At 70.0% G+C, this 21,722-nt stretch carries 17 protein-coding genes; 12 read left to right on the top strand and 5 right to left on the bottom strand.

Features of this window, described 5'->3' with window-relative positions; genetic code table 11:
• Positions 1 to 303 precede the first annotated feature (303 nt).
• The 10 genes from cpaB to CAP_RS10965 all read left to right on the top strand — a co-directional run bounded on the left by cpaB (position 304) and on the right by CAP_RS10965 (position 13,044).
• The gene (cpaB, locus tag CAP_RS11010; RefSeq protein WP_044239552.1) at positions 304 to 1,101 is read left to right on the top strand and encodes a Flp pilus assembly protein CpaB; all 798 of its coding nucleotides are present in this window, start codon (positions 304 to 306) and stop codon (positions 1,099 to 1,101) included.
• Positions 1,102 to 1,103: 2 nt separating this feature from the next.
• The gene (locus CAP_RS11005) at positions 1,104 to 2,498 is read left to right on the top strand and encodes a type II and III secretion system protein family protein (RefSeq protein WP_044239549.1); all 1,395 of its coding nucleotides are present in this window, start codon (positions 1,104 to 1,106) and stop codon (positions 2,496 to 2,498) included.
• A gap of 6 nt (positions 2,499 to 2,504) precedes the next feature.
• The gene (locus CAP_RS44245; RefSeq protein ID WP_052374771.1) at positions 2,505 to 4,871 is read left to right on the top strand and encodes a TadA family conjugal transfer-associated ATPase; all 2,367 of its coding nucleotides are present in this window, start codon (positions 2,505 to 2,507) and stop codon (positions 4,869 to 4,871) included.
• Positions 4,872 to 4,893: 22 nt separating this feature from the next.
• Positions 4,894 to 5,769, top strand: a complete 876-nt coding sequence (locus CAP_RS10995) for a type II secretion system F family protein (protein WP_044239547.1) — start codon at positions 4,894 to 4,896, stop codon at positions 5,767 to 5,769.
• Positions 5,766 to 6,668, top strand: coding sequence for a type II secretion system F family protein (locus tag CAP_RS10990; protein ID WP_044239546.1), 903 nt, complete (start codon positions 5,766 to 5,768; stop codon positions 6,666 to 6,668). The genes CAP_RS10995 and CAP_RS10990 overlap by 4 nt, the downstream gene beginning before the upstream one ends.
• Before the next feature lie 13 nt (positions 6,669 to 6,681).
• Positions 6,682 to 7,587, top strand: a complete 906-nt coding sequence (locus tag CAP_RS10985) for an FHA domain-containing protein (protein WP_156040683.1) — start codon at positions 6,682 to 6,684, stop codon at positions 7,585 to 7,587.
• 14 nt (positions 7,588 to 7,601) lie between these two features.
• Entirely contained in the window at positions 7,602 to 8,732 is a 1,131-nt protein-coding gene (locus CAP_RS10980; protein WP_052374768.1) for a TadA family conjugal transfer-associated ATPase, read from the top strand.
• Between the two features lie 101 nt (positions 8,733 to 8,833).
• The gene (locus tag CAP_RS10975) at positions 8,834 to 10,543 is read left to right on the top strand and encodes a serine/threonine-protein kinase (RefSeq protein ID WP_052374766.1); all 1,710 of its coding nucleotides are present in this window, start codon (positions 8,834 to 8,836) and stop codon (positions 10,541 to 10,543) included.
• Positions 10,540 to 11,388 carry a tetratricopeptide repeat protein gene (locus CAP_RS10970; protein WP_156040682.1) on the top strand — a complete coding sequence of 283 codons (849 nt, stop codon included), beginning with the start codon at positions 10,540 to 10,542 and terminating at the stop codon, positions 11,386 to 11,388. The genes CAP_RS10975 and CAP_RS10970 overlap by 4 nt, the downstream gene beginning before the upstream one ends.
• A 126-nt stretch (positions 11,389 to 11,514) precedes the next feature.
• Positions 11,515 to 13,044 carry an FHA domain-containing protein gene (locus CAP_RS10965; protein ID WP_197041122.1) on the top strand — a complete coding sequence of 510 codons (1,530 nt, stop codon included), beginning with the start codon at positions 11,515 to 11,517 and terminating at the stop codon, positions 13,042 to 13,044.
• A gap of 34 nt (positions 13,045 to 13,078) precedes the next feature.
• Here the strand turns inward: CAP_RS10965 and CAP_RS10960 are convergent, their stop codons facing one another.
• The 5 genes from CAP_RS10960 to CAP_RS50205 all read right to left on the bottom strand — a co-directional run bounded on the left by CAP_RS10960 (position 13,079) and on the right by CAP_RS50205 (position 19,122).
• Complete coding sequence (locus CAP_RS10960) at positions 13,079 to 13,861, bottom strand: hypothetical protein (protein ID WP_156040681.1); 783 nt, start codon at positions 13,859 to 13,861, stop codon at positions 13,079 to 13,081.
• A 54-nt stretch (positions 13,862 to 13,915) separates the two neighbouring features.
• Positions 13,916 to 14,440, bottom strand: coding sequence for a M17 family peptidase N-terminal domain-containing protein (locus CAP_RS10955; RefSeq protein WP_044239534.1), 525 nt, complete (start codon positions 14,438 to 14,440; stop codon positions 13,916 to 13,918).
• Positions 14,441 to 14,446: 6 nt separating this feature from the next.
• Entirely contained in the window at positions 14,447 to 16,084 is a 1,638-nt protein-coding gene (locus tag CAP_RS10950; RefSeq protein WP_044239531.1) for a thiamine pyrophosphate-binding protein, read from the bottom strand.
• A gap of 23 nt (positions 16,085 to 16,107) precedes the next feature.
• Positions 16,108 to 17,526 carry an MATE family efflux transporter gene (locus CAP_RS10945; protein WP_197041121.1) on the bottom strand — a complete coding sequence of 473 codons (1,419 nt, stop codon included), beginning with the start codon at positions 17,524 to 17,526 and terminating at the stop codon, positions 16,108 to 16,110.
• Positions 17,527 to 17,631: 105 nt separating this feature from the next.
• Positions 17,632 to 19,122: a hypothetical protein gene (locus CAP_RS50205; protein ID WP_156040680.1), complete on the bottom strand. Its 1,491-nt coding sequence runs from the start codon at positions 19,120 to 19,122 to the stop codon at positions 17,632 to 17,634.
• Positions 19,123 to 19,454: 332 nt separating this feature from the next.
• Here CAP_RS50205 and CAP_RS10930 point away from each other — a divergent pair, with 332 nt between their 5' ends.
• Complete coding sequence (locus CAP_RS10930; protein WP_231511308.1) at positions 19,455 to 20,549, top strand: pyridoxal phosphate-dependent aminotransferase; 1,095 nt, start codon at positions 19,455 to 19,457, stop codon at positions 20,547 to 20,549.
• 632 nt (positions 20,550 to 21,181) lie between these two features.
• Positions 21,182 to 21,544 carry a hypothetical protein gene (locus CAP_RS47830; protein ID WP_231511340.1) on the top strand — a complete coding sequence of 121 codons (363 nt, stop codon included), beginning with the start codon at positions 21,182 to 21,184 and terminating at the stop codon, positions 21,542 to 21,544.
• The last annotated feature ends 178 nt before the right edge of the window (positions 21,545 to 21,722 follow it).

The raw sequence follows: 21,722 nt of genomic DNA, 5'->3' as shown, positions 1-21,722 counted from the left end.
ACAGAGGCAGCCCTCGGGCTTCGGGCGCACAGGCTTCGGGCGCACGGGCTTCGAGCGCACAGGCTTCGAGCGCACGGGCTTCAAGCGCACGGGCTTCAAGCGCACGGGCTACCGGCGTGCGGGCTTCCGGCGCGCGGGGGACATGCGGTTGACGCGCGGTCGATGCGCAGCGCGTTGCGGCGCGACCATCGTCGCGAACCGTGGGCCCAACGGACGCGCGGCGCTTCTCGGGCCTCTTGGCGCCTCGTGCAGAGTGTCCGGGGCGTGCTTTTTTCGGGCGGAATCAGGTACGCTCCGGCCCCGATGAACCGACGCGCACTTCTCATCGCGCTGATCGTCGCCGCCATGGGCGCGCTGATCCTCGCCGCGTATCTGCACCGATTCGAACTCGAGGCACGCGGCGGTGAGTCGATCCAGCTCCTCACTGCGCTCAAGCCGATCGGGGCCGGCGCGCTGATCACCGACGACATGCTGGCGACGCGCGCCGTACCGCGCGCGTACGTGGAGGACCGGGCGATCCTCGCGAAGGACCGCGAGAAGATCGTGGGGCTGCGCATGGGGCAGACGGTGCAGGCGCAGCAGACGCTGATGTGGACCGACCTCGCGATCGCCATGGAGGAGCGGCGGAACCTGAGCTCCCTCGTGCAGCCCGGGATGCGCGCGGTGACGGTGAGCGCGAGCAGCCGCGCCGACAAGAGCTACGCGCTCATTCAGCCCGGAGACCGCATCGACGTGGTGGTGACGGTGCCGTCGGGGGTGAGCAAGGACCAGACGTCGTCGGTCGTGCTCCTGCAGAACGTGCTGGTCCTCGCGGTGGGGACCGACACCACCATCGATCAGTCGGAGCGGGCCAGCAACAAGGACAAGAGCGAGCTGCTCCTCAGCCTGAGCCTGACGGTGCAGGAGGCGCAGCTCCTCTCGCTCGCGACCGAGAAGGGCAAGCTGAGCGTGGCGCTCCGCAACCCGGACGACGTGCGGGTGACCGAGGGCATCTCCGACATGAGCTCGACCGCGCTCGCCGACGTGCAGGCGCGCGGTCAGGCGCAGAACGTGCGCAAGACCGGGCCGGTGGGGCCGGTGAAGATCGAGGCAGAGAAGTGATCATGAACGCGCAAAGGCTGCCGGGAGTGGGGTTCGGTCGAAGCAGGGCGACGCTGACGCTCGGCAGGTGGGCCGGGGTGGTGCTCGCGGGGGTGGTGGGGTTCGCGTCGGTGCCGGCGCTCGCGCAGCGCGCGGCGGCGGGGCAAGCGCGCCCGGGGGAGCCGAAGACGGACGAGAAGAGCCTGAGCCTCGGGGTCGGCGAGAGCAAGACGCTGCCGGCCACCGACATCAAGCAGTACTCGGAGGGGGCCGCCGGCATCGCGGAGATCAAGACCACCCCCGACGGCAAGAAGTTCATCATCTCCGGTCAGAAGGCGGGCACGACGTCGCTCCTGCTGATCAAAAATGACGGGACCCAGGTCAACTGGACGATCCGGGTTTACTCGCAGGCGCCGAACGAGGTGGAGAGCGAGCTCGAGCAGCTCCTCCAAGGGTACACGGGCATCCGGGTGCGCCGCATCGGCACGCGCCTGTTCATCGAAGGCGGGGTGCAGAACCAGCCCGACATGGACCGCATCAAGCAGATCGCGGAGCTGTACCCGGGTCAGGTGGAGTCGCTGGTGACGGTGGGGACCGGGGCGGTCGACCGGAACCTCAACATCCGGATCGACTTCTTCTTCGTGCAGTACAACCAGAACTCGTCTTACGGGGTGGGCCTCGACTGGCCGGGGCGGTTCGGCGGCGAGGCGACCATCTCGACGGAGCTCGGCTTCGACTTCATCACCCGGCAGCCGACGGCGATCGCCACCGTGGCGAACCACCCGCTGCCGGCCCTCGACTTCGCGGCGAGCCGGGGTTGGGCGAAGGTCCTCAAGCAGTCGGCGGTGATCACCACGAACGGCAACGAGGCGACCTTCGAGAGCGGCGGCGAGGTGAACGTCGAGATCGCGACCGGGCTCGCGGTGAACATCCAGCAGATCCGCTACGGGACCAACGTGACGGTGCAGCCGCGCTACGACCCGCGCTCGGGCAAGATCGAGGTGAAGCTCCAGGCGGAGGTGTCGGACCTCACGCCGTCGGCGGGGTCGACCCTGCCAGGCAGGAACACCTCGAAGCTGTCGACCCTCGTGTTCCTGAAGATCGGCGAGTCGCTGATCCTCTCGGGGATCCGGACGCGGGGGCAGCGGCACCAGATCAACGGCATGCCCTACCTGAGCCGGATCCCGGTGCTCGGGGTGCTCTTCGGGTCGCACTCGGACAGCGAGGAGGAGATCGAGGGATCGCTGTTCATCATCCCGAGCGTGGTCGAGTCGGTGCCCAAGGCGTCGTACGACATGGTGAAGGCGGCGATGGACCAGTACGAGGACTACTCGGGGGACATCGAGACGGTGAACTCGTTCTCGAAGGCGCCGCCGGCGTACGGCGGGCCCGGCCCGGAAGCGCCGGCGAAGAAGTAACGCTCGATGGACGTCGAGCTCTACATCGAGAACGAGGACGGCGGGCAGCGCAGCGAGCGGGTCGCGGTGAGCGGTCCTCTCGCCATCGGGCGCCACTCCCAGTGCACCGTCTACCTCGACGGGGACCGGGTCTCGCGCGTGCACGCCGTGATCGAGCTGCGCGAGGGTGGGTTCTACCTGGAGGACCGGTCGAGCAACGGGACCATCGTGGGAGACCGCCTGGTGCGCAAGGAGGCGGTCGAGGCGCCCTACTGGACGCCGGTGGTCATCGGGGCGCACACGCTCTTCTTCCGGCCCGCGTCGTCGACCGGCGCCCCCGAGCCCTCGGCGGGCGCCCCCGCGCCGCTGCCGATGCCGCGCCCACCGCCGATGCCGGGGCACCTGCTGGAGACGAGCACCCAGAACCCGACCATGGCGGCCGCCTTCGGGCAGCGCCACGAGGTGGAGGACCCGACCGCTGCCGATCCGGGGCACATGGATCTCGGCGACAGCGGGGCGCCGCCGCGGGCACCGCAGCGGCCGTCGACGGCGCTGAGGCCACCGCCGCCGCAAGCACCGCCGCCACAAGGGCGCGTTCACGAGGCAGGGGTCGTGAAGCCAAGCGCGCCGCCGATGGTGCCGGCGGAGCGGGTGATCCTCGGCGCCGGGCTGGGTCCGCCACCAGAGCCGCCGCCGCCGGCGCCGCCGATGTTCTCGGCCCTGGGGCCGCCGCCAGCGATGCCGCCGTCGGGCATGCCGCCGCAAGGCATGCCACCACCGGGCATGCCGCAGCCTTCGCCCTCGGGGATGGGGATGCACCCCCATGCGCCGCCGCCGATGCCGTCGGGGATGGGGATGCACCCCCACGCGCCGCCGCCCGCGCCGCCGTCCAGCATGGGGATGTCGACGCAGGTGCCCCCGGCGCCGCCGTCGAACATGGGGCCTCCGATGCCGCCGCCCACGATGCAGGGCCCGCCGGCGAACATGAGCCTGCCGCTGCAGACCATGCAGGGGCACGCGCCGCTCGGTGCAGCGCACGGGCCAGCGCCGGGTGGACCTCCGCATGGGTCGCCGCACGGGTCGCCGCAGGGGGACGGCGCTGCGGCGCCCACCGGCGCGCGCCCCATGGACGAGTACGCGGCGCTGCGGCGGGAGATCCACGCGAAGCTGCTCGAGAACCTGGACCTCGCCAAGCTCGACGCGGCCAAGCTCGACGATCCCTCGATGCGGCCGCGCGTGCTCGTGGCCCTGCGGCGCATCATCGGCCAGATGGCGACGCGCCTCGACCCATCCGCCGACCGCGACGCGCTGGTGGGAGAACTCGCCGACGAGGCGCTCGGCCTCGGGCCGCTGGAGCGGTTCCTCTCCGACCCGACGGTGAGCGAGATCATGGTCGTCGACCCGCAGACGATCTACGTCGAGCAGGGCGGCAAGATCGTCCTGACGGGGATGCGGTTCACCGACGACGAGCGGGTGCGGGCGGTCATCGAGCGGATCGTGACGCCCCTCGGGCGGCGCATCGACGAGTCGTCGCCGCTCGTCGACGCGCGGCTCAAGGACGGCTCGCGCGTGAACGCGGTGATCAAGCCGCTCGCGCTGCGCGGCTCGTGCATCACCATCCGGCGGTTCTCGAAGGTGCCGCTCACGATGGACAAGCTCGTGGGCTTCGGGGCGCTCACCCAGCGCATGGCGCGGTTCCTGGAGCGCAGCGTCTCCGTCAAGAAGAACATCATCATCTCCGGGGGCACGGGGAGCGGGAAGACGACGCTGCTCAACGTGCTGTCGAGCGCGATCCCCACGGACGAGCGGATCGTGACCATCGAGGACGCGGCGGAGCTGCAGCTCGGGCAGCCGCACGTGGTGGGGATGGAGTCGCGCCCGGCCAACATGGAAGGGCGCGGTGAGTACACCATCCGCGATCTGGTGAGGAACGCGCTGCGCATGCGGCCCGACCGGATCGTGGTCGGCGAGTGCCGCGGCGGCGAGGCGCTCGACATGCTGCAGGCGATGAACACGGGCCACGACGGGTCGCTGACCACGACCCACTCGAACTCACCGCCGGAGGCGGTGGCGCGCATCGAGACCCTGGCGCTGATGGGCGGCCTCGACCTGCCCTCGCGGGCGATCCGCGAGCAGATCGCCGCGAGCATCCACGTCGTGGTGCAGCAGACGCGCTTCTCCGACGGGAGCCGCAAGGTCTCCGACATCTCGGAGGTGTCGGGGATAGAGGACGACGGGACCATCGGGATCCGGCCGATCTTCCAGTTCGTGCGCACCGGGACGGGGCCCGGAGGCAAGGTGCTCGGGGAGCACCGGGCGACGGGTTACCTGCCCTCCTACCTCGAAGACTTCATCGTCGCCGGCCTGGTGAGGCCGGGTGAGCCGTACCTGTGAGGGTCGTGCGCGGAGAGAGGTGATGGACACACTGATCCAGCAAGTCGTCTCGCACCAGGCGTTCAAGTGGGTGGGCGTCGGGCTGGTCTTCCTCGGCCTGCTCATCCTGCTGCACGCGCTGGTGAGCGACGCGGACGGGATGCCGCGTCGGATGTGGAAGCGCTACGTGATCTACCTGGAGCGCAAGATGAAGGTCCTCTTCATCTTCACGCCCGGGGACCGGATCGCGGCGGGGCAAGGCATCGGCATCTTCGTCTCGGTGGTGCTGGCGATCCTGGTGGACCTGCCGCTCTGGTGGCTGCCGGTCGCGGTGGCCGTCGTGCCGCCGCTCTACATCGAGTACCTGCGCCGCCAGCGGGTGAGCGAGATCGAGAAGCAGCTCGATGGCTTCATCCTGGCCATCGCCAACGCGCTCAAGGCGACGCCGAGCATCGGCGACGCCTTCATCTCGGTGCAGCAGCTCATCCGGCCGCCGCTGCAGCAGGAGGTGGAGCTCGCGGTGAAGGAGATGCGCGTGGGCAGCACGCTGGATCAGGCGCTGATGCTGATGGCGAGCCGCATCGGGAGCAGGCCCGTGGACTCGGCCATCTCGGCGCTGCTCATCGGCAGGCAGGTGGGCGGTAACCTCCCCAAGATCCTCGACGGGACGGCGGCCGCGCTCCGGGAGATGTCGCGCCTCGAAGCGGTGGTGCGCACCAAGACCGCGGAAGGCAAGGCGCAGCTCGCGCTCCTCGCGGTGTTCCCGGGGGTGCTGGTGCTCGTCTTCGACACCGTGAAGCAGGACTACTTCGCGCCGCTCACCCGATCCATCGGAGGCTACATGGTCATCGCCGTGGCCTTCATCTGCTGGATCTGCTCCCTCGTGGTGGCCCGCAAGATCGTGAACGTCGACGTATGATGCTGAACTACCTCGTCTTCCGATACCTGTTCCTCGTGTGCGTCGCGGTCGCGCTCGGGCTCGCGGTGTACACGGTGGCGAGCGCGCCGACGCGGGTCGCGTCACGGCTGGGCATGCGCGGCCTGAAGCGGCGCTGGGCCATCGAGGCGAACGCGGGGTGGGCGTCGCTCGAACCGGTGGTGCGCTGGCTCGGGGTCCGGGTGAGCGGCATGGTGGGTGACACGACCCGGGCGCGCGTCGACGCGATGATCGCGCTGGCGGGCGACTACCTCGGCCTCACGCCCGACGAGTTCTTCTCGCTCAGCCTGCTGAGTAGCGTGCTCGGTGGGGTGTTCGGCGCGGTCGTGGCCGTGCTCATCGACGGCAGCATCGGCGCCTTCGCGCTGCTCGGCCTGATGTTCGGGGCCATGCTGCCGTACTTCCAGACCTCGGGGGAGTCGACGCGGCGGCTGCGGCTCATCAACGAGGGGCTGCCGTACGTGATCGATCTGATGGCGCTCGCGATGAGCGCCGGGCTCGATTTCCCCGGGGCGATCCGGCAGGTCGTCGAGAAGTCGTCGAACCCCGACGATCCACTGCTCGTCGAGTTCAAGCGCATCCTGCAGGAGATGCAGCTCGGCCGGACCCGGAAGCAGGTGCTCAGCGACTTCTGCTCCCGCGCGCCCACCGGCCCGGTGACGGAGTTCGTCTCGGCGCTGATCCAGGCCGAGGAGCGCGGCAACCCGGTCGCCGACGTGCTGCAGATCCAGGCGGGGGTCTCGCGGCTCAGGCGCTCGGTGCGGGCCGAGGAGGCCGCGGCGAAGGCGGCGGTGAAGATGATCGGCCCGCTGTTCCTCCTCTTCGCCTGTATCATGATGCTCGTCATGGGTCCGATGGTGCTGACCCTCATGGAGCAGTGAGCGGAGTGTCACCATGACGCAGCAGACACAGCAAACACAGACACTCACGGGTTTGAGCTTCCGGGTGCAGCTCCCGGAGGGCGGGCCGCAGCAACTCCTCGTGGACTCGGACCGGGTCCTCATCGGCAGCGGCGCGCACTGCGAGATCAGGCTCCCGGGCGACACGGCCGCAAGCGAACACGTGCTCATCACCTTCCTCGGCGGCAACGCGTACGCGCAGGCGCGCTCGCTCCAGCCGCCGCCGCTCCTCAACGGGGCGCCGTTCACCGAGGCGCCCCTCCAGCAGAACGCCCTACTCCAGATCGGGCGCAGCGAGATCACGGTCTCCATCGTGGAGATCGCCGACCAGGTGGGGGTCACGAAGAAGCAGAGCGAGCCGATCAGCCCGTTCACCTACGTGCTCGCCATCCTCCTCATCCCTCTCGCGCTCTTCGTGCTGCTCGACGACCCCAAGGACGACGTGCTCGACGCGCGGCCGGACAAGACGCCCGCGCTCTGGGACGAGGCGAGCGCGGTCTGCCCGCAAAGCGCCAAGGATCAGGCGCTCGGGATGGCGCAGAACCGGCGCCTCACCGCCCAGGGCAAGCGGGAGCGGAGCCCCTTCGACGTGCGCGATGGCGTGGGGGCGGTGCCGCTCTTCCAGCAAGCCGCGGCCTGCTACCGCGCGGCGGGTGAAGGCGCCGCTGCCGCGGAGATGCAGGGGGCCGCCGACAAGCTGAGCAAGCAGCTCCAGGAGGACTACCGCGCCCACCAGATGCGCCTCGTCCACTCCCTCGACGTGAAGGACCTGCGCACGGCGCAGCGGGAAGTGAAGGTGCTGCTCGCGATGCTGCAGGGCAAGAACGACCCCTACGTGGTCTGGCTGTCGAACATGGACCGCCGGCTCAAGCTGAGACTCAGCGGCACCCAGAAGGGCTAGCGAGGGCGCACCGCATGATCCCGCGCGAGGTCTTCGAAGAGACACTCCTCCACTTCTTCGCCCCGATCCGGCCGTTTCTGGAGGACCCGACGGTCAGCGACATCATGATCAACGGCCCCTCGCAGATCTACGTGGAGCGCCGGGGTCTGCTCTACCTGACCGAGGCCAGGTTCGCGAGTCAGGAGGCGCTGATGGCGGCGCTCCGAAACGCCGCGCAGTTCGTGGGGAAGCACATCGACGAGCAGCACCCCATCCTGGAGGGGCGCTTGCCCGACGGCTCCCGTATCGAGGCGGTGTTGCCCCCGGCGGCGCCCGACGGTCCCTCCGTCTCGATCCGCCGGTTCTCGAAGGAGACGCTGACGGTCGAGAAGCTCGTGCAGTTCGACGCGATGACCCCCGAGGCGGCGCTGACCTTGCGGGCGCTGGTCGCGAGCAAGCAGAACCTGGTGGTCGCCGGCGGCACGGGCAGCGGCAAGACCAGCATGCTGAACGCGCTCTCCTCGTTCGTGCCGGAGGGAGAGCGGGTGGTGGTCATCGAGGACTCGCGCGAGCTGAGCCTCCAGCGCACCCACGTGGTGCAGCTCGAAGCCCGGCCGCCGGACCCGAAGGGGCGGGGCGCGGTGTCGATCCGTGACCTGTTCAAGGCGACCCTGCGTCTCCGGCCAGACCGCATCGTGGTAGGCGAGATCCGCAGCGGTGAGGCGCTCGATCTGATCCAGGCGATGACCAGCGGCCACGGCGGATGCTTGACCACCGTCCACGCCACGTACCCGCGCGACACGCTGACGCGCCTGGAGACCATGGCGATGATGAGCGACGTCGACATGCCGCTCGTCGCCCTGCGGCTCCAGCTCGCCTCGGGGGTGAACATCCTCGCGCAGGTCTCGCGCCTCCAGGACGGCAGCCGCAAGGTCACCCACATCACGGAGGTGCTGGGCTTCGATCTCAACAGCTCGTCCTACGTGACCCAGGACATCTTCGTGCGCACCTACCAGGGCATCGGCGCGCGCGGCGAGGTGCTGAGCCAGCTCGTCCCGACCGGGATCCTGCCCCGGTGCCTCCCGCAGATCCAGGCGCACGGCGTCGACCTTCCACCGGCGGTGTACAAAGCCGCCGAGCAGCGCGACGCGCATGCGCATGGTTGAGGGCCAAAGGACACCCGCCCGGGCAGGCGTGAGGCGCCACGGTCTGCCCCAAGGTGGGCCGGTTGTCGCCTCGCGGCGCTCTCGGTAGACTGGGCGACCCGATGGCCGCAGCGCAGCAGAACCCCGACGAGCCCGTGGAGGTCGCAGGCCTCCCGCGCGCCGGCGAGGTCATCGCCGGCAAGTACCAAGTCGAGAAGATCATCGGCGCCGGCGGCATGGGGGTCGTGGTCATCGCGCGTCACCTGCTGCTGAACCAGCCGGTGGCGGTGAAGTTCCTGCACCCGAACGCCGCCGTGCGCAGCGACCCGGTGCAGCGCTTCCTGCGCGAGGCGCGCGCTGCTGCGGCGCTCCGCAGCGAGCACGTCGCGCGCGTGCTCGACGTGGGGGCACTCCCCTCGGGCGACCCTTACATGGTGATGGAGTACCTGGACGGCTCGCCGCTGTCGCGGGTGATCCGGACCCGTGCTCCGCTGCCCCTCGACGAGGCCATCGACCTGATGCTGCAGGCCTGCGACGCCATCGGCGAGGCCCACGGGCGGGGCATCATCCACCGCGACCTGAAGCCGGGGAACATGTTCGTCGTCAGGCGCCCGAACGGCACGCCGCTGCTCAAGGTGCTCGACTTCGGCATCTCCAAGGTCGCGACGGGCGAAGGCGACGATCTCGAGCAATCGCTGACGGCGACGAACATGGTGATGGGGTCGCCGCAGTACGCGTCGCCGGAGCAGCTCCGCAGCTCGAAGAACGTCGACCCGCGCACCGACATCTGGTCGCTCGGCGTGGTGCTCTACTACATGCTCACCGGCAAGCGCCCCTTCGAGGGGGAGTCGATGACCGAGCTGTGCATGGCCATCGCCATGCACACGCCGACCCCGATCACCACCCTGAGGCCCGGCATCCCCTTCGCCGTGCAAGACGTGGTGGCGCGGTGCCTGGAGAAAGATCGCGAGCGGCGCATGCCCGACGTGGGCACCCTGATCGCGGCGCTGCGTCCCTTCGCGGGCGGGAGCAGCGCCGGGCTCACCACCGCTTCGGGGCTGATGGGGACACCGGGGCTGATGGGGACACCGGGGCTGACGGGGACACCAGGGCTCACGAGGACACCGGGGCTGACGGGGACACCGGGGCTGATGCTGGCGCCCGCGTCCATGGCCCCTCTCTCCGGCATGGGTGACGCGTTCAGCGCGCCCCCTTCGATGATGTCGCAAGCCACCACCGATCCTCGGGGCGCGACGCTGATGACCCGGAGCGCGTGGACGGCGCCGGCCCCCCCGCGTCGACCGCAGGTGATCGCGCTGCAGGCCGTGGGCGCCGCAGCGGTGGCCGGGCTCCTCGCCTGGGGCATCTACCAGGTGAAGCAGGACAAGAAGGCGGCCTCCTCGGACACGGGCAGCGCCGTGGAAGCCGTGGTCCAGGTGCAGCCCCCGGCCGCGACGGGAGCACCCAGCGCAGGGGCCGTGACCCCGGCCAGCGCCGAGCCGATCATCGACCACGATTTCGCGCCGCCGCCCCAGTCCGTGGCACTGGCCAAGCCTCCCGAGCACCCAGCCGTGGTGGAAGACACTCCGGCCTCGACGGGTCAGCCTCAGGTGGTGATCCGGCAGGGCTGGGGAGCCGCCAGGGTCCCGCTCACGTTGAAGGATCGCAACGGCTTTACCGTTGGCAAGGTGGCCAAGGGGAGCGTGGTGCGGGTGCTGGAAGAGAAGAACGGATGGTCGCTGGTCATGCACGCGAGCAACGGCGGCATGCTGACGGGATGGGCGCCGACGGCGGCCGTTGGGCCGACCTCGACCAACGCCGTCAAGCCATGACGCGCGCGCTCGCGCTGGTCTGCGTGGTGCTCGCCGCGGCGACGTCCTCCGTCGGCTGTGGCAGCACCTCCGGGCAGGGAGACCAGGTCCCGGAGTCCGTGCAGAAGGCCAGGGCGGCGCGGCAGCCGGAGCGGCTGCTGGAGCAGGGTCTCGCGTTCGCGCGCGCCCAGGACTACACGCGCGCCGAGCAGTACCTGTCGGCAGCGCTGGCAGCCGGCGCTCCTGCGGAGAAGGCGCTGCCCCCGCTCATCCGGGCGTGCGTCGCCGAGAACCGCTTCCGGGCAGCGCTCACCCACGCGGAGCCGCAGCTCAGGAAGTCCCCCCAGGATCACCGGTTGCGCTTCGTCGTGGCCTCGCTGCACGCGAGCGTCGGCGACACCGTGGCGGCGCTCGAGCACCTGGAGCAAGTGGCGCAGCTCCGACCGGACTACGCGGAAGTGCACTACGCCATGGCGGTGCTGTACCGCGACGAGCTCCAGGACCTGGGGCGCGCAGATGAACTGTTCCGGAAGTACCTGGAGCTCGAACCTCGGGGCGAACATGCCGACGAAGCACGCGGGTCGCTGCTGAAGCTGGTGAGGCCGGTGTCCGACAGGTCCCCTGGGCAAGGTAGGGGCGCAGACGAGGAGGTCGAGAGCCCCGCGGCGACGGAGGACGGGGGTGCCATGCCAGGGCGCGGAGGACGCACCCGCGAGGAGGCTGGGGCGGCTCCGGCAGCCACCTCGCCACCGACGGGTGGAGGGGCCACCGCGCCGTCGGGCCGACCTGTGCGCGTGGACCCGCCGTCACCGAATCCGGTGCAAGTGCAGGGTACGCGCGATACACTCGCCACCCCGCCGCGTTGATCGGGTATTACCAGGCCAGCGGCTAGATCGCGCCCCTTTATGGCGGAGTTGTCCCGGGAACATATGATCGAGATCCGCATCGGCTCTGGTGAGCCGCAGTGCAGGCGGATCAAGCCCGGTGAGCCCATGGGCCCGCTCACAGTCGGGAGCGGTGGGGCGTGGGTCGTGAAAGGCCCCGGCATCGCTCCGGAGCATGCCGAGCTCTACTTCGATGGAGCCGAGCTCTTCGTGCGCAGCGTGAACATGGCCGTGCCGGCCGTGGTGGGTGGGCAGCCGGTGCTCGCGGCGTGGATGCCCCTCGCAGTGCCCAGCGAGATCATGCTCGGTGGCGTGCGGCTGTGGTTCGGTCCCGACCCGGCAGCGCAGAACTACGCGCCGATGAACTCCGTGCAGCTCCTGGAAGACGACGACAACGTGGCCACGAGGGTCGCAGACCAGGCAAAGGAGAACGCCTGGGGAGACGTCGGCGACATGGTGCGGCGCGGCATGGAGATGTCGCGCGCGCAGGCGGAGAGCGTGAAGGCACCACCGCCCGTTCCTCCTCCGCCCGAGGTGCCGTCCTTCTGGCCGGCGGCGGCGGCATCGGCAGCAGCGCCTGTGGCCGAGGAGGTCTCTGGTCCCTCGATGACCAAGCGGACCGACGACTCGGGGATGACGAAGATCGAGCCGATGGAGAACATCGAGCGCCGTCGCGAAGTCTCCATGGCCGGTCGACGCTACGGCGGCGACGCCTCGATGTCGGGCACCCACCACCCGAGCGCCGCGCACCTCTCCGCGGGTGCCCCGCTGTCCATGTCAGGCAGCAACTACCCGCAGGCCACGGCCGGTGGGCTGGGGCGAACCGAGGTGCTGTCCGGCTCGCAGATGCCGCCGATGTCGTCGGTGCCGGGCAGCGGAGTTCCTTCGTTCGGGGCCCCTCCGCCCGTGCCGTCCTTTGGAGCACCCCCTAGCGCGGCGCCCCCACCCCTCGACGGCAACTTCGCTCGGCTCACGGGCACGCACCAGCAGGTCCTGCCCTCGCCGCTGACGACGCAGAACGCGCGGCTGGAGCAAGGCATCAGCGTCGAGGGAGTCTCGCGCGCAGCGCAGGGCGGCAGGAAGTCGGCGTGGCAGGAGCTGTCGGGGCCGAAGAAGATGATGGTCTTCCTGTCCCCGCTGCTCCTCGCCGCGGTGGTGGTGCTGTTCCTCGGCGAGGAACTCGGGCTGACGCCGAAGGCGCCAGGGCCTGCTGCGACCACCCAGGCCCAGGCGCCCGAGAAGCCCGCCCCCACTGCCGTACCCGCAGCGCCGACAGAGGCGCCGGGAGAGCCAACCCCGGCGCCTTCCGCGGGAGGGCCTCCATCCGCAGCACCGACCGCGGGTGAGCCGAACACGCCTCCCCCGCTCCCTCCCGAGCCTGCGCAGGATAGCCCTCCACCTCAGGCGACGGCCTCCATCGCCGCGCCAACCCCCCCGCCACTGCCTGCATCCCAGGGTGCGCAGCCCGCCAAGAGCGATGGCACCAAATCGCTGCAGCGGCTCGCAGCAGACGCGGTCGCCGCCGGCTCCTACGCGCGCGCGGCGGAGCTGTACCAGCAACTCGCCCGGGCCAACCCGAACCGCCCCGCCTATGCCGAGGCGGCGGAGATCATGCGGGCGAAGGCCGGCCTGAAGTAGCGCGGTTCCTGCCGGAGCAGCCGCTCACGCCGACTTACCCCTGAGAGCGCGCGCGGATGGCCTCGATGGCCTGCGACAGCTCCGGGTCCTTCGCGTGGGGGCAGCAGTTGTTGCGGCGGCTGCAAGGGTTCTTGAGCAGCTCGAGCTGCTGGAGGCTGCGCGTGTCCCCCTCCTCGGCGGCGCGCTTGAAGAGCTGGTTCTTGTGCACGCACGGCGCCATGCGCAGCTCATAGGCGACGCGCAGCGCGGGCGTGCCGCGGGCCCGGACCGCAGGATCGACGAGCAGTGCCGACGCACGCGCCGAGGCGCGGGAGCCACCGTGCGCGATCACGAGCTGGTACAGCAGATCGATCCCGTGGGTCCCCATGCGGTTCTCGATGAGATCGAAGAGCTTGTCGGCGTGCTCGCCGCGTCCGGCCGTGATGACCATCAGCACATCGATGATGGAGCTGCGCAGCTTGCGGTCCGCCGCCGCCTCGGGATCGAGGCGGAGCAGCTCCTCGACCCCGGTGATGAACGCGGGAAACTTCCCGGTCTCGAGGTCGCGCTGCATCTTCGCGCGCAGGTCACGCGCCGTGGCGCGGTCCGAAGGCGAGGCCGGGGACACCGTGATCGTGGCGGTCGGGACGCTGGAAGCGATGGTCGTCGCCACCATCGCAGAAGCGGACTCGTCCTCGACATCGACGTTGATCCCGACGAGGGACCGCACCCCGATCGCTCCCAGGACCAGCACGCTGGCGACGGCCAACCCTGCCCACCCGAGCGCGATCGACGCCGGCAGGGCACTGGAGAGTGAGCCAGAGGAGGAGCGTTGCATGACGTGCGTTGCCAGAAGTAACAGACTGGCACTCCCTTCCCCAAGCTCGTCCCGTCAGAGCGCCCTCCGGACCCGTCGGCGCTGCTCGATCATGTGCTGGGTGATCTGCTGCTTCCCTTCCGCGCGCTCGACGAGCATCCACAGATCTTCACCCTCGCTGTCCCGGTCGGCACAGTCGAGCAGCGCGTCCGCGGCAGCCTCAGCCCGGATGAGGTTGTCGTGACGCCCGGGCAGCTCGACGACAGCGACCCGAGCGCCGAGTGACCGCAGGGTGACGAGCATCCGGTTCACGACCTCGACGAAGACGTCTTCGTCGAACGCGCCGCGCATGCCAGCGCCGAACAGGATCAGCTTGTCGAGGCTCATCCTCGGCTTGCCCGGGAGCATCACCACCTCACCGAGCTCGCCGGTCACCAGGTCGCGCCGCTGCAGCTCGGAGATCCTGCCGCCCAGGCGCCAGTCACAGAGCCCCGCCACGCCGTGCGCCGGCCGCGCGTCGCCCCAGATGGGGCACGCCAGCACCTCGGCGTCGAGGACGTCGAGGCTCGCCAGATCCGGGGCGACGAACCGCAGCTCCACGCCGCCTCAGACGCTGATCGCGCCCTTGCGGAAGTCGCTGCGCGCGATCTTGACGTTCACGCAGGCAGGTCGGCCGCAACTGAACGCCTCGTCGAGCGCAGGACCGAGATCCTCCACCCGCTCCACCCAGGCGCCGAACCCCCCGACCGCCTCGACCACCTTCTCGTAGCGGGTGTAGGCCAGGGTCGTCGCTGGCGCGCGCGCCTCTCCGTAGAGGTCGACCTGACCCCGCCGGATCTGCATCCACGCCGCGTCGTTCCCGATGATCGCCACGACGGGGATGTCCTGCCGCACCATCGCCTCGAACTCGAGCGCGTGTAGCCCGAATGACCCGTCGCCGTACATGATCACCACCCTGGATCCGGGGCGAGCGAGCTTCGCCGCCATGGCGTAGCCGGGACCGACCCCGAGGGTGCCGAGCGGCCCCGGATCCATCCAGATCTGCGGCCACTCCATCTTCAGCACGTAGGCCGCCGTCGCCACGAAATCGCCCCCGTCGCCGATGACGATGTCCTCTCGCCCCAGCCGCTTGCCCACCTCCGCGCAGACCCGGAGCGGGTTCGGCGGGCTGTCGTTGCTGTCGATCTCCGCGAGCATCTTCGCCCGCGACTTGTCCTCCGCGGCCCGCACCGAAGCCAGCCACGCCTCGGCGCGCTTCTCTGGCACCTCGGCGAGGAGCTGCTCGAGCACCACCCCGCTGTCGCCGTGAATGGCCACGTCCACGCGCCGGTTCCTGCCCACCTCGCTGCCGTCGAGGTCCACCTGCACCACCTTGGCGCCCGGGTTGATGGCGCGGCCGTACTCCAGGCGGAAGTCGAAGGGCGTCCCAAGCACCACGCAGAGGTCGGCCTGACCGAGCGCGAAGCGGCGCGAACGCGACATCAGCCGTGGGTGGGCGTGGGGGAGCGCCCCACGCGCCATGCCGTTCACGTAGTACGGAGCCTCGATGGCCTCCGCGAAGGGCGTGAGGATGTCCCGCTGCGGCGACCAGCGGAGTTGCGTGCCGACGATGAACATCGGCCGCTCCGCCTCCTGCAGCAGCGCCGCCGCGCGCTTGATCGCTGCCGGATCTCCTCCCGGACGGGACGGCACGATGCCCCCCTCGCCCGTCGGCGCCGTCGCCGTGGGCGCGTCGTCGGCGTAGCTCATCAAGAGGTCGAGCGGCATCTCCAGGAACACCGGCCCCGGCACGTTCGACTGAGCGATGCGGAAGGCCGAGTCGATGTACTCCTGGATGCGCTCGGTGGAGGGCACCGAGACGCTCCATTTGGTGATCGGGCGCATCAGCTCCACGTGGTTCATGTCCTGGAGCGACCCCATGTCGGCGAGCAACCGCGGTCCAGCGCCGCCGATGACCAGCATGGGGATCCCCGCGCGCTGCGCGTTGGCCATGGCGGTCACCACGTCCGTCACCCCGGGCCCCGCCGTCACCGCGCAGACCCCCGGACGCCCGGTGACGCGCGCATATCCATCGGCAGCGTGGCCGGCAGTCTGCTCGTGTCGGACATCCACCACCCGGATGCCGTCGTCGAGACACCCGTCATAGATGGCCTGGATGTGACCACCACACAGGGTGAAGAGGTGCGTCACCCCGTGCCGCGCCAGAGCCTTGGAGACCAGCCTTCCGCCGTGAACCTGCGCCATGGCCCCCTATACCACGGGCCGCCTTACACCGAGACCTCTCGCCACCGCCCGCGGGCCCATATCACCGCGAGGAGCGCGGTCCGGATCACCCAGTCCGCGGTGCTCCCCATCCAGACCCCCACGAGCCCGAGATCCAGCTCGATCGCGAACACCCAGGTCGCAGCGAGCCGCACCGCGAACGACGACAGCAGCGTCACCACCAGCACCTGCCGCGTCGCGCCCGCGCCACGGAGCGCCATGCTGGTCACCATGGCGAACGCCATGAAGGGCTGCGCCAGCGCCGCCACGTAGAGAGAACGCGCCCCGAGGGCCACGATCTCCGGCTCCGACGAGAACGCGACCATCAGGAGCCGCGGCACCAGCGCGAAGACCACCCCGAAGGCGCTGAGCAGGCAGACCGCCATCCACGCCGCCGTACGCCCCGTGCGCGCAGCCTCCGAGAGCTGACCTGCGCCGAGCTTCTGCGCCACGAGCGCCGCCGCCGCCACCCCGAAGCCGTCGGCGGAGAAGAAGCAGATCCCCTCGATGCTCACGAGCGCCTGGTTCGCCGCCATGGCGGCTGCGCCGAGGAGCCCGATCATCGCCACGAACCCCACGTAGCCAGCCTGGTACGTGAGGCGCTCGGCGAACGCAGGCAGCGCCACGCGCAGCACCCGCCCGAGCGCGGGCCGGAACCCTTCCCCGAGCGCGTCCCCGCCACGGGTGAGCAGCGGGAGGGGGCTCGAACGCGCCATGAGCGCTGCGGTGAGCAACAGCCCCTCGATGGCCATGGTGGCCGCAGCGCCCACGGCCGCACCGCGCAACCCGAGCGCTGGCACCCCGAGCCCTCCGAAGATGAGCCACGCGCTCAGCGCCACGTTCACCAGGTTCCCGAGCACTGCTGCCAGGAGCGGCGTCCGCGTGTCCCCGGCTCCCTGCAGCGCCGCCGCAGCCACGGCTTCCATGAATGCCAGCGGCAGCACCGGCAGCACGATGCGCAGGTACCCATCCGCCTGCGCGAGCACCTCCGCACCGGCCCGCGGGAACAGGAGCCGCAGGAGCGCTCCCTCCGCAGAGAGCATCACCACCGCGACGACCACCCCGAGCCCTGCCGCGAAGACCAGCGACGCGCGCGCCGCCGCCGCAGCGAGCGCGCGATCACCGGCGCCCACGGCGCGGGCGACGACCGCGAGCGTCCCCGAGGAAGACGCCCCGAAGACCGAGATGATGGACCAGGCGATCGACGTGCAGATCTGGGTCGCCGCGAGCGCGGTCACCGCGTAGCGGCCCACCATGGCGCGGTTCACCAGGAACACCAGCGTGAGCAGCAGCATGTGGGTCATCGCCGGCCAGGCCAGGACCCACACCTGCCGCACCACGTCCCCCGTCGGGATGACCGCCTGCGGCCCGTCCCTCCTCGTCGTCAGCAGAGACGGCTTCCGCTTTCCGCCGTCATCGGCCACGGACCCCATGTCTGCTGTCGCTCCCGTTGCGCTCATGCCTTGGACAACGCCGCGCCCATCTCGCGCGTTCCATGCCGGGCATCTCGCCGGAGAACCGGCGCCGCTTCAGCGCGCGACCGAAGGAATCGGGTCCAGTACCTCGATCGACTCGCCCACGGCGATCTCACCCTTCTTCACCAGCGTCACCCGCAGCCCGAGCGCACGGTCGGCCGCACCGTCCCCGTTCCCGTCGAGCCAGGCGATCGCCATGCCGTCGGTGCCCCCCTTGAAGACCTGCCACTGCACCTGGAAGGCCTGGGGCTCGCTCTGCCGGAAGCTCGTGCAGCTATACACGGGAGACCGGTAGTCCCCCGGTCCACTCTGGTAAGGGCTCGACTTCAACTGCGAGAAGCTCGGCGGAATCGCGGGCGCCGTCCCCGGCAGCTCACCGATCACCGTACGCGCGCAGCCCCGGACCCCTTCGGCGAACTGCCACAGCGCCGCCCGCGCCGCCGCCTCCGTGGACGCCGCCGACGAGACGTCCCCCGTCTCCTCCTGACCTCGCGAAGGCACCGGCTCGGCGGGCGCCGTCGGCGCAGGCGCGCTTCCCGGCGTGGGTGTCCCTGACCCTCGCGTCAGCAGAAACGCCGTGATCGCCACGACGGTGATCACACTCACCACGATGGCCAGGATCAGCCCGAACCGAGAGCCACGGCTCATGGGCGTGAGCCCAGCCGACGGCTCGTCCACGATGACTGGCGCAACGGGCACGTTCGAGATGGCTATCGGCCGGGGGCCCGACTGCGGTTGCTCCGAGGACGCGGGCGGCCGAGAGACCGGCGCGCTGGGTGGCGGAGCCGAGGCGATCCCCGGAGCCCTCCCAGCGCTCGGTCCCCCCGAAGCGCTCGGTCCTCCCAAGGCGCTCGGTCCCCCGCTGGCCACCGCCCCCAGGGGAGCTGGCGGCGGCGGCCCCGAAACGGACACGCTGTCCTCGAAGACCTCCTCGGGCGCGAGGGTCTGCACGCGCTGCGGCGGAGGCGCGCTCGGCAGCGGCATCACCGCCGTCGGCAGAGAGTCCCGATCCCTCGCCGCACTCTGCGGAGACGGATGAATCGGCGTCGGCGCGAAGTCGGGGTCGAGCAAATCCCCCGAGGAACCGGGGCGCGGGAGCACGCCACCCGACGGCTCTGCGGCTGCTGCGGCAGGGAAAGGCTCAGGCGCCGGCGGCGTCGACCCACCTCCCACCGACGATGGCGGTGGCGGCTTCGTCGGCATGCTCCCCACCGACGACGGCGGCCCTGGCGGCGGCGGCTTCGTCGGCACGCTCCCCGCCGACGACGGCGGCCCTGACGGCGGCCCTGACGTCGGCCCTGGCGGCGGCGGCTTCGTCGGCACGCTCCCCGCCGACGACGGCGGCCCTGGCGGCGGCGGCTTCGTCGGCGCGCCTTCCGGGGTCGACGCAGGGTTGCTTGCCGAACCTGGCTCCTTGGCCTTCTTCGCGCCTCCCAGGCGGGCCGCCAGAAGCCGGCTGATGTCCTTCGCGGACATCGCACCCGCCGCTCCGGCGACGCCTGGGCCCACGGTCTCGAGGAGCGCATCCAGCTCATCGGACGCCATGGCGCGCGTCGGCTCATCGTCAGCCTGTGGCGGTGGCGGCCGAAGCGGTGTTGGCCTGCTTGCCTCGGGAGCTGGCTGCTCTCCTGCCACGTTTGCCGAGCTCGGGTCTTGTTGCGATCCGGTCCCCACGTCCGGAGGTTACTACGCCTTCCGGACCGGACGCACAATTGCGGTAACCTCTCGCCGCACCGGGCCAGCCTGCACCCACCCGACAGAGGTGCGGCGGCTCACGTGACCTCGGACCGGGCTCCGTCTTCGGACATCCAGCCCCTGGAGCGCGCATGCGACTTGGAAAGCGTCTCGCCTCGCTCGTGATCTCGGACATTCGCGCGATGAGCCGAGCCTGCGAGGCCGTCTCCGGCATCAACCTCGGACAGGGCATCTGCGATCTGCCCACCCCTCCCCCGGTGGCCCAGGCGGCATGCGACGCCATCCGGGACAACAAGGTCGTTTACACCGCGCCCGAGGGCATCGCGCCCCTCCGCACTGCCATCGCTGCAAAGATCCGCCGCTGGTACGGACTCGAGTACGACCCTGCTGGCGAGATCGTGGTCACCTCCGGGGCCACCGGCGCCTTCGCCGCCACCTGCCTCGCCCTCTTCGACCCGGGCGACGAGATCCTCCTCTTCGAGCCCTACTACGGCTACCACCTCAACACGGTCCTCTCGCTCGGATTGACCCCCGTCCTGATCCCCACGCGCCCGCCCACATGGGCCTTCAACCCTGCCGCCATCGAGCGCGCCATCACCCCCCGCACCCGAGCCATCGTGGTGTGCACGCCTTCGAACCCGAGCGGCAAGGTGTGGACCGAGGCCGAGCTGGACACCCTGGCGGCCATTTGCGCAAAACACGATCTCATTGCCATCACCGACGAGATCTACGAGCACATCGTCTTCGACAATCACCAGCACGTCCCCCTCGCCAGCCGCGGCGACGCACGGACACGCACGGTGACCATCTCGGGCTTCTCCAAGACCTTCGCCATCACCGGCTGGCGCCTCGGCTACCTCAGCGCACCACGCGAGCTTGCCCAGCGCATCACGATTATCCACGACCTACTGTACGTCTGCGCCCCGACGCCTCTTCAGTATGCCCTGGTGGCGGGAATGGCCATGCAGGGCGACTATTACACCGAGCTTGCTGCATCGTACGCCCGAAAACGGTCCATCCTGTGCGACGCCTTGCACGACGCCGGGCTCACCCCCTACGTCCCCCAGGGCGCCTATTACGTGCTGGCAGACGTCCGCCGACTGGGAGCCGCGAACGCGAAAGCGGCTGCCATGCTGCTCCTGGAACGTACCGGCGTGGCCTCCGTTCCAGGCACCTCCTTTTATGCGGATCCCGTCGGCGACACGCTGGTCAGGTTCTGCTTCGCCAAAGAAGAAGACGTGCTGCAGGAGGCCGCACGAAGACTCCGAGCCTTCTAGGTACTGCGCAGTACTGCGTAGTACTGCGTAGTACTGCGTACCCTGGTTCAGGGACCTTCGGTCCCTGCGCTCCCGATGGTCGCTCCCCCGTTTCTTTGCTCGAACGCTGAGCCGAGGGCCAGGGAAGAACCTGGGAAACGGCGTACTGGACCGGCATTCTGCCCTGGTCTCCTGCTCCTCGACTCTTTGCGCAGGGCGATGCGCGGAAACCGCGAGGCGAATGCGGGGCGAGCGCGTCCTGTGGTCCTGACAGGACATTCCGAAGGACCTTTCTCACGTCCACGCGCGCCACGCGCGCCCAGCGAGAGACCATGGGGGGAAGCCGTAAGGCACGCCTGCGGGTGTTTCTCGCCTTCCCTCCAGAGCCGGATTGCACACCACAGAAACAGTCTCCGCAGTGTTGACCACATCATGGCGATACGCCCGACATGACGGCATGGTTCGCCCCCTATGCCACGGCGTCGAACTGGATATGGTGTGCTCACGCAATCCACAACGGGGCTCGGCGTTCGCATCACGGCTTACAACGTCAACAAGGCCAGGTTTTCCCTTTCACGGCAGCACTTCATCGGTTATCCCCTACCGTCACAACAAGTAGCGCGTAGACGCGCGGACGGGAGTGGACCGTGGCCATGTCGGAGAGGGTGGAGGGCGGCAGGGTTATCCATGTTCCAATCGTGATGGCGCTGGATTGCTCGGCGGTATTACTGAGCCGTTGTCGCAAAGCAGCCACGGGCAGACGCCTCCTGGTGCGGGCCTGCGAATCGGCATTCGCCTGGAAGACTGCCGTCACCCTGCGGCCCAGCATCATCGTGCTGCCGAGCCACCTCCACGAACGCGAACCGGAGCGCTTCAGCATGCTGGCGCGAGAAGCCGGTTCCCGCCTCGTCGTCCTGGAATCCGAGCAGCTCCCGCTGGACCAGCTGGCGCGCATGTTCTCCTCGGCCCTGTACACCCCGGCCCCGGTCCGCGCCCACGCTTCCTCGACCGACTGATTGAAGCCCCGAACCTTCCTGCATTCACAGAACGAACGCATCTCCTTCCCTCGGACGCCGCACACCGACGCGCCGAGGGATTGAGTCCCGCTGCGCACAGGCCCCGCCCGCGCACCGCATTGGTGCGCTCGCAGCCATGGCCTTGCCGGGAAGCGTCATGCATGCGCGGCACGTCCCA

It is taken from the genome of Chondromyces apiculatus DSM 436, from assembly GCF_000601485.1.
In the GTDB taxonomy this organism is placed as follows: domain Bacteria; phylum Myxococcota_A; class Polyangia; order Polyangiales; family Polyangiaceae; genus Chondromyces; species Chondromyces apiculatus.
This window is presented reverse-complemented; position numbering and strand designations above follow the sequence as displayed.

Bases quoted from the DNA above. Each gene is read 5' to 3' on its own strand.
- CAP_RS10995 (WP_044239547.1), top strand. From the start codon at position 4,894: ATGGACACACTGATCCAGCAAGTCGTCTCGCACCAGGCGTTCAAGTGG.
- CAP_RS11005 (WP_044239549.1), top strand. From the start codon at position 1,104: ATGAACGCGCAAAGGCTGCCGGGAGTGGGGTTCGGTCGAAGCAGGGCG.
- CAP_RS10965 (WP_197041122.1), top strand. From the start codon at position 11,515: ATGGGCCCGCTCACAGTCGGGAGCGGTGGGGCGTGGGTCGTGAAAGGC.
- cpaB (WP_044239552.1), top strand. From the start codon at position 304: ATGAACCGACGCGCACTTCTCATCGCGCTGATCGTCGCCGCCATGGGC.
- CAP_RS10980 (WP_052374768.1), top strand. From the start codon at position 7,602: ATGATCCCGCGCGAGGTCTTCGAAGAGACACTCCTCCACTTCTTCGCC.
- CAP_RS44245 (WP_052374771.1), top strand. From the start codon at position 2,505: ATGGACGTCGAGCTCTACATCGAGAACGAGGACGGCGGGCAGCGCAGC.
- CAP_RS47830 (WP_231511340.1), top strand. From the start codon at position 21,182: ATGTCGGAGAGGGTGGAGGGCGGCAGGGTTATCCATGTTCCAATCGTG.
- CAP_RS10985 (WP_156040683.1), top strand. From the start codon at position 6,682: ATGACGCAGCAGACACAGCAAACACAGACACTCACGGGTTTGAGCTTC.
- CAP_RS10950 (WP_044239531.1), bottom strand. From the start codon at position 16,084: ATGGCGCAGGTTCACGGCGGAAGGCTGGTCTCCAAGGCTCTGGCGCGG.
- CAP_RS10990 (WP_044239546.1), top strand. From the start codon at position 5,766: ATGATGCTGAACTACCTCGTCTTCCGATACCTGTTCCTCGTGTGCGTC.
- CAP_RS10930 (WP_231511308.1), top strand. From the start codon at position 19,455: ATGAGCCGAGCCTGCGAGGCCGTCTCCGGCATCAACCTCGGACAGGGC.
- CAP_RS10975 (WP_052374766.1), top strand. From the start codon at position 8,834: ATGGCCGCAGCGCAGCAGAACCCCGACGAGCCCGTGGAGGTCGCAGGC.
- CAP_RS10970 (WP_156040682.1), top strand. From the start codon at position 10,540: ATGACGCGCGCGCTCGCGCTGGTCTGCGTGGTGCTCGCCGCGGCGACG.
- CAP_RS10960 (WP_156040681.1), bottom strand. From the start codon at position 13,861: ATGCAACGCTCCTCCTCTGGCTCACTCTCCAGTGCCCTGCCGGCGTCG.
- CAP_RS50205 (WP_156040680.1), bottom strand. From the start codon at position 19,122: ATGGCGTCCGATGAGCTGGATGCGCTCCTCGAGACCGTGGGCCCAGGC.